The 14,890-nt window shown below is 37.9% G+C and carries 11 protein-coding genes; 7 read left to right on the forward strand and 4 right to left on the reverse strand.

All coding sequences use genetic code 11. From position 1 onward, the window contains the following. Positions 1–74: 74 nt before the first annotated feature. On the reverse strand, positions 75–617 hold the full coding sequence (gene azu, locus GUB10_RS12485; protein ID WP_193711788.1) for an azurin: 543 nt from the start codon (positions 615–617) through the stop codon (positions 75–77). A gap of 179 nt (positions 618–796) precedes the next feature. Here azu and GUB10_RS12490 point away from each other — a divergent pair, with 179 nt between their 5' ends. Continuing rightward, positions 797–2,938: a M3 family metallopeptidase gene (locus GUB10_RS12490; RefSeq protein ID WP_193711789.1), complete on the forward strand. Its 2,142-nt coding sequence runs from the start codon at positions 797–799 to the stop codon at positions 2,936–2,938. A 162-nt stretch (positions 2,939–3,100) separates the two neighbouring features. After that, positions 3,101–3,919, forward strand: a complete 819-nt coding sequence (locus tag GUB10_RS12495) for a hypothetical protein (RefSeq protein ID WP_193711790.1) — start codon at positions 3,101–3,103, stop codon at positions 3,917–3,919. Between the two features lie 148 nt (positions 3,920–4,067). Here GUB10_RS12495 and GUB10_RS12500 read toward each other — a convergent pair whose 3' ends face one another. Together GUB10_RS12500 and GUB10_RS12505 are read right to left on the reverse strand one after the other, a co-directional pair. Continuing rightward, positions 4,068–4,487, reverse strand: coding sequence for a nucleoside-diphosphate kinase (locus GUB10_RS12500; protein WP_193711791.1), 420 nt, complete (start codon positions 4,485–4,487; stop codon positions 4,068–4,070). A gap of 114 nt (positions 4,488–4,601) precedes the next feature. Further along, positions 4,602–5,642: an alkaline phosphatase D family protein gene (locus GUB10_RS12505; protein WP_193711792.1), complete on the reverse strand. Its 1,041-nt coding sequence runs from the start codon at positions 5,640–5,642 to the stop codon at positions 4,602–4,604. A 231-nt stretch (positions 5,643–5,873) separates the two neighbouring features. Here GUB10_RS12505 and GUB10_RS12510 point away from each other — a divergent pair, with 231 nt between their 5' ends. The 3 genes from GUB10_RS12510 to GUB10_RS12520 are packed head-to-tail and all read left to right on the forward strand — an operon-like array spanning position 5,874 to position 8,610. Further along, entirely contained in the window at positions 5,874–6,887 is a 1,014-nt protein-coding gene (locus GUB10_RS12510; RefSeq protein WP_193711793.1) for a bifunctional oligoribonuclease/PAP phosphatase NrnA, read from the forward strand. Beyond that, positions 6,884–7,444, forward strand: a complete 561-nt coding sequence (gene gldI / locus GUB10_RS12515) for a gliding motility-associated peptidyl-prolyl isomerase GldI (RefSeq protein ID WP_193711794.1) — start codon at positions 6,884–6,886, stop codon at positions 7,442–7,444. Before GUB10_RS12510 ends, gldI begins: the two co-directional genes overlap by 4 nt. A gap of 44 nt (positions 7,445–7,488) precedes the next feature. Next, positions 7,489–8,610: a peptidylprolyl isomerase gene (locus tag GUB10_RS12520; RefSeq protein ID WP_193711795.1), complete on the forward strand. Its 1,122-nt coding sequence runs from the start codon at positions 7,489–7,491 to the stop codon at positions 8,608–8,610. Between the two features lie 209 nt (positions 8,611–8,819). Here GUB10_RS12520 and GUB10_RS12525 read toward each other — a convergent pair whose 3' ends face one another. Further along, the gene (locus GUB10_RS12525) at positions 8,820–10,280 is read right to left on the reverse strand and encodes an aminoacyl-histidine dipeptidase (RefSeq protein WP_193711796.1); all 1,461 of its coding nucleotides are present in this window, start codon (positions 10,278–10,280) and stop codon (positions 8,820–8,822) included. A gap of 145 nt (positions 10,281–10,425) precedes the next feature. Here GUB10_RS12525 and GUB10_RS12530 point away from each other — a divergent pair, with 145 nt between their 5' ends. Both GUB10_RS12530 and GUB10_RS12535 read left to right on the forward strand, forming a co-directional pair. Then, positions 10,426–11,499, forward strand: coding sequence for a DUF3810 domain-containing protein (locus tag GUB10_RS12530; RefSeq protein ID WP_193711797.1), 1,074 nt, complete (start codon positions 10,426–10,428; stop codon positions 11,497–11,499). 385 nt (positions 11,500–11,884) lie between these two features. Continuing rightward, positions 11,885–14,881: an amidohydrolase family protein gene (locus GUB10_RS12535; RefSeq protein ID WP_193711798.1), complete on the forward strand. Its 2,997-nt coding sequence runs from the start codon at positions 11,885–11,887 to the stop codon at positions 14,879–14,881. The last annotated feature ends 9 nt before the right edge of the window (positions 14,882–14,890 follow it).

Here is a 14,890-nt window from a genome sequence, read left to right on the forward strand (position 1 = left end):
AGGCACAAAAAAATGCCTTTACCCAGGAATTTCTTCCATAGTAAAGGCATTTCAAGAACTTTATAGAAGTATTGTTACTCTACAATAAATTTACCTTTCATCACAGAATAGTGACCAGGAAAACTACAAATAAAGTCGTATTCTCCGGCAGCGGGAGCTTCAAACTCAATGGTTACTTCTTCCCCGCCACCAATCATTTTGGTATGTGCAATAACAGCATTTGTTCCTTCAGGAATATAATCGTTATCCTTGGCCTGAACCGCTTTCTGTCCAAATTCGTTAATTACCGTTCCCTGAGTTAACAATACCCAATTGTGCCCCATAACGCTTTTTTCCATCTCTCCCACATGCTTTAAAGTAAGCCTAACGGTTTGCCCGGCTTTTACCTTAATTTCGTCTTTATTAAAACGCATTTGGTCATTCCCCTCAATACTTACCTCTACTACATCTGCATCAGCAGCATCACTGCTTGATGAAGCCTCTTTGGTAGTAGTTTCAGTTTTTGGGCTGTTACCATCTCCAATAGTTATTTTATCTTCTTTTTCTTCTTTCTTATCACCACATGCAATCATTGCCACGGCTCCTAAAATCAAAACAGTTTTGCTTAAAAATCTCATTCCTAATTTTTTAATATTTGTATTTCGTTTTTATGTTCTAGTTCAAAGATAATTTAATTTTAGTAGCTAATATAAACATTCAGGTTTTTTATGAAATCAATAAGAAATACCGGGATTACAGGAGTCATTATTTTATCAAAATCACTTATCTTCATACATTAAAATTAAAACCACAATCCATGAAAAAAAGAATTATAAAAAGCCTGGGAGTATTTGCTTTGGTTGCAGGACTTCAGGCTAATTCTCAGGAACAAAATCAAGCAACAAACACTATGGATAATATTTTACTTGCTGAGTGGAGCGGCCCCTATGCAGGGGTTCCGGCTTTCGATAAAATGAAAGTAGAGCTGGTAAAACCGGCAATGCTTAAAGCCATGGACGCACATCTTGCCGAAATTGATAAAATTACCCAAAATCCCGAGCCGGCAACTTTTGCAAATACCATTGTACCGTTTGAAGATTCTGGCGATCTTTTAAGCCGGGTATTCACCTACTATGGGATTTTTAGCAGCAATATTTCCAGTCCCGAATTCAGGGAAGTACAACGGGAACTCTCTCCCAAAATTTCTGAATACAGTTCTAAGATTTCTCAAAACACCGCCCTATTTGAAAGGATTAAAACAGTTTATGAAAATTCACAGGAAAATCCGCTACCGGCTCCCGAGCAACGTGTAATTGACCTTATTTACGAAGAGTTTGCTATGGAAGGTGCCAATTTAAATAAAGAAGACAAAGCGCGTTATGCTGAAATAAACAAAGAGCTGTCTGAACTTTATACCAAATTCTCTAATAATGTTCTTGCCGAAGAGGAAAATTACATTGTTTATTTAACCGAAGATCAACTTAGCGGACTTCCGGAATCTTATATTAAAGCTGCGGCCAGCACGGCTGAAGCCAATGGTGAAAGCGGAAAATATGCCGTAACCAACACGCGCTCTTCTATGGATCCTTTTTTAACCTATTCAGATGAACGCGAATTAAGGGAACAAGTATGGCGTAATTATTATTCGCGTGGAGACAATAATGATGAATTTGATAATAACGAAGTTATAAAAAAGATCCTGAAACTTCGTGACGAACGTGTAGAGTTGTTAGGCTACGATAATTTTGCCCAATGGCGTTTACAAAACCGCATGGCAAAAAACCCTGAAAATGCGATGGAGCTTATGGAAGCAGTTTGGCCGGCCGCTCTTGCCCGTGTTGAAGAGGAAGTAAAAGATATGCAAGCGGTTGCCGATCGTGAAGGCGCTAATATTACCATTAAGCCCTGGGATTATCGCTATTATGCCGAGAAAGTAAGGAAAGAGAAATACGACCTGGACAGTGAAGAAGTAAAACAATACCTTGAATTAGGTAACCTTACCCAGGCTTTATTCTTTACCGCAGGAGAACTTTTTAATTTTGATTTTAAACCTGTGGAAGAAGGAAGTGTTCCTGTGTTCCACGAAGATGTAAAAGTTTGGGAAGTGACCGATAAAGATTCGGGGGAGCTTATTGGACTTTGGTATTTAGATCCTTTTGCCCGCCAGGGAAAACGTTCAGGTGCCTGGGCAACTACTTATAGAAGCTATTCTGAATTAGAAGGTGCAAAACCCGTATTGGCATCTAACAATTCTAACTTTATAAAACCGGCTCCCGGTGAACCCGTTTTGGTTTCCTGGGACGATGCCGAAACCTTTTTCCACGAATTTGGACACGCCTTGCACTTTTTAGCAGCAGATATTAAATATCCAACCTTAAACAGCGGCGTTCGTGATTATACCGAATTTCAATCGCAGTTGTTAGAACGTTGGTTATCTACAGATAAAGTGATAAATCGTTATTTAAAACATCACGAAACCGGAGAGGTAATTCCAGACGAACTGGTAGCTAAAATTAAAAAAGCAGCCACTTTTAACCAGGGCTTTGCGACCACCGAGTTTTTGGCTTCGGCTTTAATGGATATGAAATACCATACTACAGATCCCGAAAAAATCGAACCTAAACAATTTGAAAAAGAAACCCTTAACGCATTGGGGATGCCAGATGAAATAGTAATGAGACACCGTTCCCCCCATTTTGGACACGTTTTTTCAGGGGAAGGTTATGCTACCGGGTATTACGGCTATTTATGGGCAGACGTATTAACCTCTGATGCTTCTGAAGCTTTTGCAGAAGCTCCCGGCGGATTTTATGATGCAACCCTTGCCAAAAAATTGGTGAAATATCTTTTTGCCCCAAGAAACGCCATGGACCCCGCTGAAGCTTACCGAAAGTTTAGAGGTAGAGATGCAAAGATTGATGCATTAATGCGTGATCGTGGTTTCCCGGTTCCTAATTAAACTTATATATCCCCACATAATACTTCGGGTTACCCGGAGTATTATGTTCTATTTTTATACCGTAATATTTAATATAAGCTTTCAATAGCTTAAATAAAATAGGCTAAAAAAAATGTAGTAAGTAACCACAGAAAATTTTAGTCTATCCTCATAAAAACTTATATGATATTAAAAAGAATTACATTTTCACTCCTAATACTCTTAGTGATTTCGTGTACCAAAGAAGAAGAGACTGATGATTTAAATAATAAATTTGACTTTAAGTTTACTGCCAATATGACTAAGGGTAATATTTTAGATCTATTTACATTCGAAATAATTCCTGTTAGTAGCAAAGAAGTTACTAAACTGGATTTCTCCAGAAAATATGACTCCATAATTTTTAAAGTTGAAGGATTATCTGGCAGCTTTACAGTTTTTGAAAAAAATAGCCTCTCCTATAAGTGGTCTCATAGCTTCTATTTACCTAAGCAATATGATGCAAAACTAATTGGATACAAGCAAGGAAGCATTATAACTGAAAAAGCAATACCTATAGAAGTTAAAAATGAGAAGGATTTTTTAAACGTAAATTGGAATTCTTTTTCTCAGGTTTCAAATACGGGTTACATTAATTTACTAAGCAACAACACTCTAGGTATTTTTCAAAAACTTGAAGATTCTCTCCCGCTTGTAGTTTTAAATAACTACTGGGAAAATATAGATTATTATGATCTTGTAAATAAAAAACTTATAGAAAACGAAAAGGAGACCTACTTATATAAGTACATGGTAGAGCTATACGCCAGCCCTCAATATTCTTATTCTGAGACACAAGATTTAAAACAAATTTACAAAAAACACTTTACAGTTCCTTTAGAAGATAAAAAACCGCAACATATTTGGCTGACAGCAAAAAATAAAATTGTGCTATTTAAAGACGAGGTAGAAACTGGCAATAATTTTGTAATAGATAACCAAATTTATGCCCAACCGAGATAATTTTTTAACCACTTAATGCATTACTGGTAAACTACCTCGGAGTATTATACCATATTGGTGATGCCAATAAAATCTTTTTCACTTAGATTTAACAAAAAAGCCATCAGCGAATAACTGATGGCTTTTTATGTTACTTAAAAAGTTCTGCTTAGAACATCTCTCTACCAGAGAAGTGGAAAGCAGCTTCAATCTGTGCGTTTTCGTCGCTATCACTTCCGTGAACAGCGTTTTCACCAACAGACTTCGCGTATTTTTTTCTTATAGTTCCCTCAGCAGCATCTTCCGGATTTGTCGCTCCTATTAAAGCTCTAAAATCTTCTACGGCATTTTCTTTTTCTAACACAGCCGATACGATTGGCCCGCGAGTCATAAACTCTACCAACTCCCCAAAGAAAGGACGCTCGTTATGTACTGCATAAAACTCCTGAGCATCAGCGGTAGTCATTTGAGTCATTTTCAAAGCTACAATTCTAAAGCCTGAACTGGTTATTTGTTCTAATATTGCACCTACATTCCCGGCTTCAACTGCATCGGGCTTTATCATGGTGAATGTTCTTTTTCCTGCCATTGTTTGGTTTTTAAAATTTTGGCAAAAATAAATAAATAAGCTGCATTTACAAGTTCCTTTCTATTTTATATGCTTTTAGCTTTCAGGCAGCTGCATTATTAAAGTTATTGTTTGTTAATCTTTATACTTTACTAAATATTCTTGCTGAAGTTTATTTCCAACGCCGCGCATTTCCATCTTAACTTCACCTGAAGCAAAATTAAACTTCAGCAAACCATAACTTAAATCGCTTACCACCTCTCCTACTCTGTATTGGTTGGGCTCTCCACTAAAATCAGTATAAGAATGCGTTAACCCGCTAGAGGTAAAATCTACCAGCGGATAATCCAATCCGTTTATTTTCTTTTCTGAAAACTCTGAAATATGCCTGTCGCCACTAAGCAGAATTACATTTTTAGCTTTAGAAGTTTCTATAAGCTTTTCCAATTTTTCTACTTCTGCCGGGAAATTAGCCCAGGTCTCAAAGCCATGTTCTCCAGAAAGCACCTGAATAGATCCTAATATTAAATTATAATTGGCAGTACTGTTATTCAATTCCTGTTGCAACCAATTCCATTGCTTTTCACCCAAAATAGTTCCTTCATAGTTAATTTTATAGCGTTGGCCCGGTTTCTCACTAGCTTCTAAGGGCGACCTAAAATACCGGGTATCCAAAACAATTACCTTTATAGTTTTGCCGCCTTCCTTAAAATCTTTAGCGTGATACACCCCTTCTCTTTCACGACGAGGATCACTCTTTGATACATCAAAGAAATCGAGAAACAACTGCTGACTTTCCTTTTTATATTCCCATTCACGGCCACCATCGTTTTTACCATAGTCGTGATCGTCCCAGGTGCCTAAAACCGGCGTGGTTTCAATTAAGCTTTGGTAGCCTTCATTATTTTTCTGCTTTTCATAATCGGCTTCCATCTTGGCCATGTCTTCGGTATCAGCATAAATATTATCTCCGCCCCAAAGAAACAGGTCAGGACTTTCCTGCAGTATCGCGTTCCAAAGTGGCTGTGGTTTATCCTGCCGGTTGCAACTTCCAAAAGCAATTATATAATCGTAGCTTTCAGTGGCGCTTTCCTTTCCATTTTGGGAAGATTTGGAATTGCTTCCGCAAGAAACCAATAGAAAAAAGCTAATTAAGATTGAGATTATTCCTTTCATTTTTGTTGATTTGTGAATTGCAAAAATAAAGATTGCTTTAGTAAGCCGGTATTAATAAATTGTATATTTATTGGCTATTACAAAAAATCACCTCGTGGCAATCGTATTAGGAACTAAAAAATTAGATTTCCTGGTAAGCCACAAAGTATTTAAACCTTCATTATTGAAGAAAGATTATTTTTTTTCCTTAATACCTTGTAGAATTGTTTCAGGGTATTTTATTTTACAATTATGATAGAACAAGCAATTTTAGAAATCACCGCCGAACTTTCAGAGGCGCGAAATATAGTTATTGTACCCCATAAAGGCCCCGATGGTGATGCCATAGGCTCATCTTTAGGGCTTATGCATTTTTTAAAAAACAAAGGGCACCAGGTAGATGTGATTGCGCCCAATGAATATCCGAAGTTTTTAAAATGGTTGCCGGGAAATGAAGAGGTAATGATTTATGAAAAAGATAAAGAAAATGCAGACAAGCTTATAAGTGATGCAGATATTGTTTTTGCGCTAGATTTTAATCACTTAAACCGCTCTGGTGATATGCAGGATATTTTAACTGCTTCACAAGCGGTTTTTATAATGATAGACCATCATAGGGAACCATCAGATTTTGCCAACTATACCTATAGCGATGCCGAAATGAGTTCTACCTGCGAAATGGTGTATCATTTTATAGATAAATTACGCGCTGTAGAAAAAATCACCCCTGAAATTGCCACCTGTCTCTATGCAGGGATTATGACCGATACCGGTTCGTTTAGGTTTAGTGCCACCAGTTCGGAGACACACCGTGTAATAGCTAAACTTATAGACAAAGGGGCCGTTAACCACGAAATACATAATAATATTTTTGATACTTTTAATGAAAGTAGGCTTCAGCTTTTGGGAACGGCTTTACAGAACCTTCGTGTAAAGCACAACTATAAAACGGCTTATATCACTTTATCTCAGGAAGAACTGGACAAACATAATTTTCAGAAGGGAGATACAGAAGGTTTTGTAAATTATGGGTTGGCGATAGAAGATGTTATTTTTGCCCTTATTTTTATTGAAAATAAACAAGAAGGCATCATTAAAATTTCCTTTAGGTCTAAGGGCGATTTTAATGTAAATGAATTTGCACGCGCACATTTTGAAGGCGGAGGGCACAACAATGCCGCAGGTGGTAAAAGTGAACTTTCTATGGAAGACACCATTGCCAAATTAAATAATATCCTGCCCGATTATAAAGAATTACAAGGATGAAAAAAACTTTAATTCTTATAACTATTATAGCTCTGGCAGCCTGTAAGTCTCCGGAAGCAAGATATCCGGTCACACAAAAATCTGGCTCGCACATTAGTGAATCTATCGCTAAAAACCAGGAACTTCTGGAAAAGGAAGTAGCACAAATTGAGGCTGTAATTGCTGCCGATTCTACCCGGGAATACCAATCTTCGCCCGATGGTTTTTGGTATACTTACAATAAAAAAAATAAAGATACTGCCAATACGCTAAAACCTGAATTTGGGGATGTTGTAAGCTTCGATTATAGTATCAAGACATTAGACGGACAGGTAATTTATGCCGAAGGGGAAAAAGCTACCAGAACCTATGCCATAGATCAGGAAAAACTATTTAGCGGTTTAAGACAGGGGCTTAAACTGATGCAGGAAGGAGAAACAATCACGTTTCTTTTTCCTTCCTATAAAGCATATGGTTATTATGGAGATAAAAACAAGATAGGTACTAATTGGCCCTTACAAACTAAAGTAACCTTGAATAAAATTATAGAAAAAGAAGAAAACCAAAATCAACGATAAGTTAAACCCAGGGCCATAGGTGGCCTTTTTAATTTTTATACTAAATGAGAACCAGTAAATTTTTACTACTTTTTGCCATGGTATTTACCATGTTTGCCTGTAACGACGAATATCCCGAACTAGAAGATGGGATGTATGCCGAATTTAAAACAAATTATGGAACCTTTGTAGCCGAGCTCTTTTACGAGGAAACCCCTATTACCGTATCCAGTTTTGTTTCCCTTGCCGAGGGTACCAACAAAATGGTAGACAGTACCTACAAAGGAAAAAACTATTACAACGGACTTACATTTCACAGAATTATAGATGGCTTTGTTATTCAGGGTGGGGATCCAACCGGAACCGGTAGCGGAGGCCCAGGTTATAAATTTCCAGACGAAATTGTAGACAGTTTAAGCCACGACTCTAAAGGTATACTTTCTATGGCCAACGCAGGCCCCGGCACCAATGGGAGTCAGTTTTTTGTAACTCTTGCCCCTACCCAAAACTTAGATGGCAGACATACCGTTTTTGGTAAAATTTTAAAAGGCCAGGATGTTGTAGATTCTATTGGTAAAGTTGAAACCGGCCCACAGGACAAACCTATTAAAACGGTTACTATGGAAGAGGTTAATATCATTAGAAAAGGTAAAGACGCCAAAAATTTTGAAGCACCTAAAGTCTTTGAAGATGAGTTGCAAGCCATAAAAGAAAAAGAAGACGCTGAAGCTAAAAAGCGCCAGGAGGCAAAAGAAGAAATGGCCAAAACCTTTGAAAGCCATAAAGATGAAGCTAAAGCTTTAGACAGCGGACTTCAAATTTATTTTGAAGAAAAAGGAGAGGGCGAAAAACCTGAAACCGGCCAAATGGTAATGGTTTCATACGAGGGCTATTTTGAAGACGGTGATATTTTTGACACCAGTAAAAAAGAATTGGCCAAAGAAATGGGGCTTTTCAATCCTAATCGTGAGGCCCAGGGCGGTTATGGCCCTATGGCTATCGTTTATGGCCCCGATGCACCTATGATCCCCGGATTTAAAGAAGGAGTACAACAAATGAGTGTAGGAGACCAGGCCTTGCTTTACATTCCCAGCCATTTAGGTTACGGTGAGCGTGGTGCCGGCGGAGTAATTCCTCCTAATACCAACCTTGTATTTAGGGTAAAGCTGGAAAGCATTAAGGAATAATTTCCTTATTGAATATAAAAAAGGCTGTTTGATATTATTTCTTAACGTCAAGCTGAATTCATTTCAGCTTCTAAGTTTCATTGAAACTAGATCTTGAAACCAGTTCAGGATGACGAAAGATTAATAATCAAACAGCCTTTTTATTTACTCAGTAATCGAGATTTAATATCTCTTAAACCTCCCCGGAGGTAATTTACTATAATCCCGAATTATTTATTCGGGATATTTTTTAACACTTCAAGTAAAAATTTCCAATATTTCTGGGCTGAAGAAATACTTGCCCTTTCATCGGGTGAATGTGCTCCTCTAATGGTAGGCCCAAAAGAAATCATATCCATCCCGGGGTAATGGTTTCCAATTATTCCGCATTCAAGTCCGGCGTGACAGGCTGCCACATCTGCTTTTTCGTTATGCAGTTTTTGGTATAACTCGTCTACTACTTTTAAAATAGCAGAATTAGGGTTTGGTGCCCAACCGGGATATTCTCCTGAAAGTTTTACTTTAAACTTCGCCAACTCGAACGTAGCTTCCAAACTATTGGCCAAATCGTTTTTAGAAGATTCTACCGATGATCTTGTTAAACAATTAATTTTCACCTTTCCGTATTCTACCTTAACGCTGGCAATGTTATTAGAAGCTTCTACCAAACCTTCAATATCGGGGCTCATTCTATAAACACCATTATGTGCCGCTGAAATCGCCTTAACCACTTCTTGCTGGTCTTCTACCTTCATAACCTTGTTAGGAACTTCAGTTTCAGAAATTTCAATATCCATATTAGGTTCCAGAGAAGCAAATTCAGCTTTAATCTCCCGCACCTGTTGTATAATTTCTGTTAGAAAAGTTTCGGTATTAGATTTATCTACCACTACAACCGCCTCGCTTTCACGCGGAATAGCATTTCTTAATCCCCCGCCATTAATACCGGCCATACGTAAACCAAAATCGCGGTTCGCATCAAAAAGTACACGAGCCATAATTTTATTGGCATTGGCCAGGCCTTTTATAATATCCATTCCGGAGTGCCCACCTTGTAAACCTTTTACTTTAATAAGGTACCCCACCGAATTGTCTGGGGTATGCTCTTCTTCATAATCTCTAACTGCGGTAATATCTACTCCCCCGGCACATCCAATACCTATTTCATCATCTTCTTCGGTGTCCAGGTTTAAAAGGATTTCCCCTTCAAGTAAATTAGGGTCTAAACCTTTAGCTCCCGTCATCCCTGTTTCCTCGTCTATGGTAAACAAGGCTTCAATGGCCGGGTGTTCAATCTCCTTACTTTCTAAAATAGCCATCATACTGGCAACTCCCAGGCCATTATCGGCCCCCAGGGTTGTGCCCTTTGCTTTCACCCAATCGCCATCTACATACATATTAATACCGTTGTTTTCAAAATCAAAGTCGGTATCGTTATTTTTTTGGTGCACCATATCTAAGTGCGCCTGCAAAACAATTGGTTTTCTATCTTCCATCCCTGCAGTGGCCGGTTTTTTAATCACTACATTTCCGGTTTCATCTACCAGGGTCTCCAGGCTAAGATTGTTCCCAAATTTTTTCATAAACTCAATAACCCGCTCTTCTTTCTTTGAAGGTCGTGGCACTTCGTTTAGATCGGCAAATTTATTCCATAATATTTTTGGTTCTAATTCCCTTATTTCTTCGCTCATTGTTTTATATTTTGGTCTTTCACAAAGGTATTGGTTATTAACAAAGAAGGAAAATTTCCCGGCTTTTTAAAACTAATTTAACCAATACAGGCTGAGTTGATTAAGATTTTTAAACCAGGCTGGGTAATTATTGTATTTTTAAATCGTGAAGAAAAAAGGACTTTATATTTTAGCATTTTTGCTTCCGCTACAGGTAATTTTTATCTTTTTCCTGGGTGGTTATCCCGAGTTGGTTGAAAACTGGTACAGCAACCTTCTTTATCCTAAAATCTCTAAATTAATGCGATATGGGCACGGCTTTTTACCCTTTTCGCTTGGCGACCTTCTGTATACCTTCTTCGGAATTTTAATAATTCGCTGGCTTATTAGGCGTTTTCAACAAAAATTTAGAAACCCCAGATTTTGGTTAATAGATACCCTGGCAGTTTTATCTTTAGTGTATGCCTGCTTTCATATTTTTTGGGGATTTAATTACTACCGATTGCCCCTTCACAAAACTTTAAAAATTGAAAATAACTATACTACCGAAGAGCTTTATTCACTTTCTGAAATTTTAATTACCGAATCTAACAAACTTCACCAACAACTTGCAGATAATGATTCTGTAAGTGTAGTGATTCCCTATTCTAAAGATGAAATCTTTGCAAAAACAATAACAGGTTTTACTAATATTAGCAAGACTTATCCTGAACTCACCTACAAAGGAGAATCCCTAAAACGCTCCTTATACAGTATTCCGCTTTCGTATATGGGCTTTAATGGCTACCTGAATCCATTAACCGGGGAAGCCCAGGTAAACACGCAAATTGTAGCTTATAAAATTCCTACCACCGCAAGTCACGAAATTGGTCATCAATTAGGTTTTGCAAAAGAAAACGAGGCCAATTTTATAGCCTGTTTAAGCACGATGAATCACCCCGATGCTTATTTTAGGTATTCGGGCTACACCTTTGCCTTACGCTACTGTTTAAGTGAACTTTACCGTAGGGATCCCGATAAATTTGAAACCTTAAAAGCAAAAATGAATGTGGGGATTTTAGAAAATTACCGGGAAGTAGAAGATTTTTGGCTTGCCCATCAAAACCCGTTTGAACCTTTGTTTCAGGCTTTTTACAATCGTTTTTTAATAGTAAATAATCAGGCAGACGGGATGAAAAGCTATAGTTATGTAGTTGCCTTGCTGGTTAATTATTTTTCAGAAGAAAAAAATAGCCTTTAACCTATTCATTATTTAGGATTGAGAAAATAAATTTAATATCCTCGAACAGTCATATTCTAAAATTTAAACCTCAACCCCGAAATTTATTCGGTGAGCTTAAAAGCATAGACTATTCGTGTTAAATGCTGAAACAAGTTTATCATGACCAATTATTCATGATTTTGATTTACTGAGAAAAAAAGGCATCAATAAACTACCTCGGGGTAAGGCCACGGGGCATTCGTTGGAAACAGATTTTTAATTTCGAGGCAAGCCTCGGGATATTACACCCTTTGGCGGTGCCAATGAAATCTCAACTAATTTTCAAAACAAATTTCAGCTTAGTTATAATTTTCTTAATTTCCCCCTCTTAAGTGCAAAACCACATTTAATTCAACTAAAATTTATGAAATTAAGACTTTTACTATGTCTGGTGTTTCTGGCAAGTTTGCAAAGTAAAGCCCAGGAATACTTCCCCAAAAACGATGGGGTGAAAAATCCTCAAACCAATTACACCGTATTTAAAAATGCAAAAATTCACGTAAGTCCGCAGGAAATTATTGAAAACGGAAGTTTTGTTGTAAAAGATGGCAAAATCACAGCCATCGGTAAATCGGTTAAAGAACCTACAAACAGTATTGTGATAGACCTGGAAGGAAACGAAGTATATCCTTCCTTTATTGACCTTTACAGCAGTTTTGGCGTAAAAGAGCCTAAAGCAGTTCAAAGAAGTAATGGCCAGCCTCAATACCAAGCTAGTCGTGAAGGCTACTATTGGAACGACCATATTAGACCAGAAACTAAGGCCGTAGAAGTTTTTAGTTATGATGATAAAGCTGCTACTTCCCTGCATAAAGCCGGATTTGGAGTAGTAAACACCCACGTTCCCGATGGTATTATTCGGGGAACAGGAATGTTGGTAGCCCTAAACCCTGCCGGCAGCGAAGGAGAACGAATTTTAAAAGATCGTTCGGCGCAATACCTTTCTTTCGATAAAAGTAAATTGTCCCACCAATCTTATCCTACCTCTACTATGGGGGCAATGGCTTTAATTAGGCAGGCATATTTGGATGCCAATTGGTACGAAAAGGGAAAGTCTGAGAACAAAGATTTGGCCCTGGAAGCTTTAAACAGAAATAAAAATCTTACCCAAATTTTTGCCACCAATAATCTTCTTGATGCTTTAAGAGCAGGAAAAATAGGGAAAGAATTTAACATAAATTATGTGATTTTAGGCGATGGTAAAGAATACCAGCGCATGCAGGAAATTAAAGAAACCGGAAGCACATTTATTGTTCCCTTAAATTTCCCGAATCCCTACGATGTAGAAAACCCTTTCCTGGCAGAACATCTCAGCTTAGAGGAAATGAAAACCTGGAACCAGGCCCCGGCAAACCTTAAAATGCTTGCCGAAAATGACATTCCGTTTACCATAACCACACACGACCTGAATGTTGAAAAAGATTTTAGAAGCAACTTATTAAAAGCGGTTAAATATGGCTTAAATAAGGAAGATGCACTTGCCGCTTTAACCACAACCCCGGCAAAAATACTTGGAGAAGAAAATCGTTTGGGAACTCTAAAAGAAGGTGCCTGGGCAAACTTTATCATTACCTCGGGCGATTATTTTGATGAAGAAACAAGTATCTACGAAAACTGGACCCAGGGAAAAAGAACAGTGATTAACAAAATAAAAACCAACGATATTACCGGTAATTACCAGCTTAAATTAGAAGGAAAAGACTATAAACTTAACATAACCGGCAAACCGGAAGCGCCAAAAGCCAGTGTAAAGTCTAACGACACTAAATTGGGCGCAAAGCTTAGTTTTTCCAATAACTGGATGAATTTATTACTTTCTTCGCCCGATACTACAAAAACAGCGTTTACCCGTTTGGTAGCTAAAATTGGAGAAAATGCTAATGAAATTTCCGGAACTGCTTACCTAAGTGATGGCTCTGAAACCAGGTTTACCGCAACTAAGGAAGTTTCAACTAAAACCGCTGAAGCAGAAGAGGTAGAAGAAAATGACGACGAAGAAGCTAAAGAAGAGGAGCTTCGTGAAATTATGCCGGTAAGTTTTCCTAATAAAGCATACGGTTTTTCAGAAATGCCAAAAGAAGAAACTATTCTTTTTCAAAATGCCACGGTTTGGACCAATGAAAAAGAAGGGATTATAGAAAATACCGATGTATTGGTAAAAAACGGAAAAATTTCGAAAATAGGTCAAAACCTTCGCGCGGGTAACGCCCGTGTAATTGATGCCACTGGAAAACACCTAACCTCCGGAATTATAGACGAGCATTCCCATATTGCAGCATCTGCCATTAACGAAGCCGGGCATAATTCTACTGCCGAAGTTAGTATGGAAGACGTTGTAGACCCTACAGATATCAATATTTACCGAAATCTTGCCGGTGGGGTAACTACCGTTCAACTTTTACACGGTTCGGCAAACCCTATTGGGGGGCGTTCTGCTATTTTAAGGTTAAAATGGGGGGAAAACGCTGAAGACTTAATTTTTGAAGATTCTCCTAAATTTATAAAATTCGCATTAGGGGAAAATGTAAAGCAATCTAATTGGGGAAGCCGATCCAGGTTTCCGCAAACCCGTATGGGGGTAGAACAGGTTTTTACCGATTATTTTACCAGGGCAAGAGAATATGAAGAAGCCAGAAATAACGACGAAGATTTTAGAAAAGATCTAGAAATGGAAACGCTGGTTGAAATTCTAAATAGTGAACGTTTTGTTTCAGCCCACTCTTATGTGCAAAGCGAGATTAATATGTTGATGAAAGTTGCCGAAAATTTTGATTTTAGAATCAATACTTTCACCCATATTCTGGAAGGTTATAAAGTAGCCGATAAAATGAAGGCACACGGTGCGGGAGGTTCTACTTTTTCAGATTGGTGGGCCTATAAATATGAAGTGAATGATGCAATACCGTATAATGCACCAATTATGCACAGCCAGGGAATTGTTACAGCAATTAATAGTGATGATGCCGAAATGAGTAGAAGGCTCAACCAGGAAGCCGCAAAATCTGTAAAATACGGCGGAGTTTCTGAAGAAGATGCCTGGAAGTTTGTTACCCTAAACCCGGCAAAATTATTACATATAGACGATAGGGTTGGAAGTGTAAAAACAGGAAAAGACGCCGATCTTGTGTTATGGTCAGACAACCCATTATCTATATATGCTAAAGCTGAAAAAACCCTTATTCAGGGAAAGGTTTTCTTTGATATAGAGAAAGACAAAGAATTACGAGAAGAAATTCAGGAACAACGAAGCAAAATTATCACCCAAATGCTGCAGGCCAAAAACAAAGGTTTAGAAACGCAACCGGTGACTAAAAAAGAAGAACAACACATCCACTGTAACTTATTAGAAGAAGTACATTAATAAAAGAAC

Source organism: Salegentibacter sp. BLCTC (assembly GCF_015143665.1).
Taxonomy (GTDB): Bacteria; Bacteroidota; Bacteroidia; order Flavobacteriales; family Flavobacteriaceae; genus Salegentibacter; species Salegentibacter maritimus.

Excerpts from the sequence above, each read along its gene's own strand:
- azu (WP_193711788.1), bottom strand. The coding sequence starts at position 617 with ATGAGATTTTTAAGCAAAACTGTTTTGATTTTAGGAGCCGTGGCAATG.
- GUB10_RS12490 (WP_193711789.1), top strand. The coding sequence starts at position 797 with ATGAAAAAAAGAATTATAAAAAGCCTGGGAGTATTTGCTTTGGTTGCA.
- GUB10_RS12495 (WP_193711790.1), top strand. The coding sequence starts at position 3,101 with ATGATATTAAAAAGAATTACATTTTCACTCCTAATACTCTTAGTGATT.
- GUB10_RS12500 (WP_193711791.1), bottom strand. The coding sequence starts at position 4,487 with ATGGCAGGAAAAAGAACATTCACCATGATAAAGCCCGATGCAGTTGAA.
- GUB10_RS12505 (WP_193711792.1), bottom strand. The coding sequence starts at position 5,642 with ATGAAAGGAATAATCTCAATCTTAATTAGCTTTTTTCTATTGGTTTCT.
- GUB10_RS12510 (WP_193711793.1), top strand. The coding sequence starts at position 5,874 with ATGATAGAACAAGCAATTTTAGAAATCACCGCCGAACTTTCAGAGGCG.
- gldI (WP_193711794.1), top strand. The coding sequence starts at position 6,884 with ATGAAAAAAACTTTAATTCTTATAACTATTATAGCTCTGGCAGCCTGT.
- GUB10_RS12520 (WP_193711795.1), top strand. The coding sequence starts at position 7,489 with ATGAGAACCAGTAAATTTTTACTACTTTTTGCCATGGTATTTACCATG.
- GUB10_RS12525 (WP_193711796.1), bottom strand. The coding sequence starts at position 10,280 with ATGAGCGAAGAAATAAGGGAATTAGAACCAAAAATATTATGGAATAAA.
- GUB10_RS12535 (WP_193711798.1), top strand. The coding sequence starts at position 11,885 with ATGAAATTAAGACTTTTACTATGTCTGGTGTTTCTGGCAAGTTTGCAA.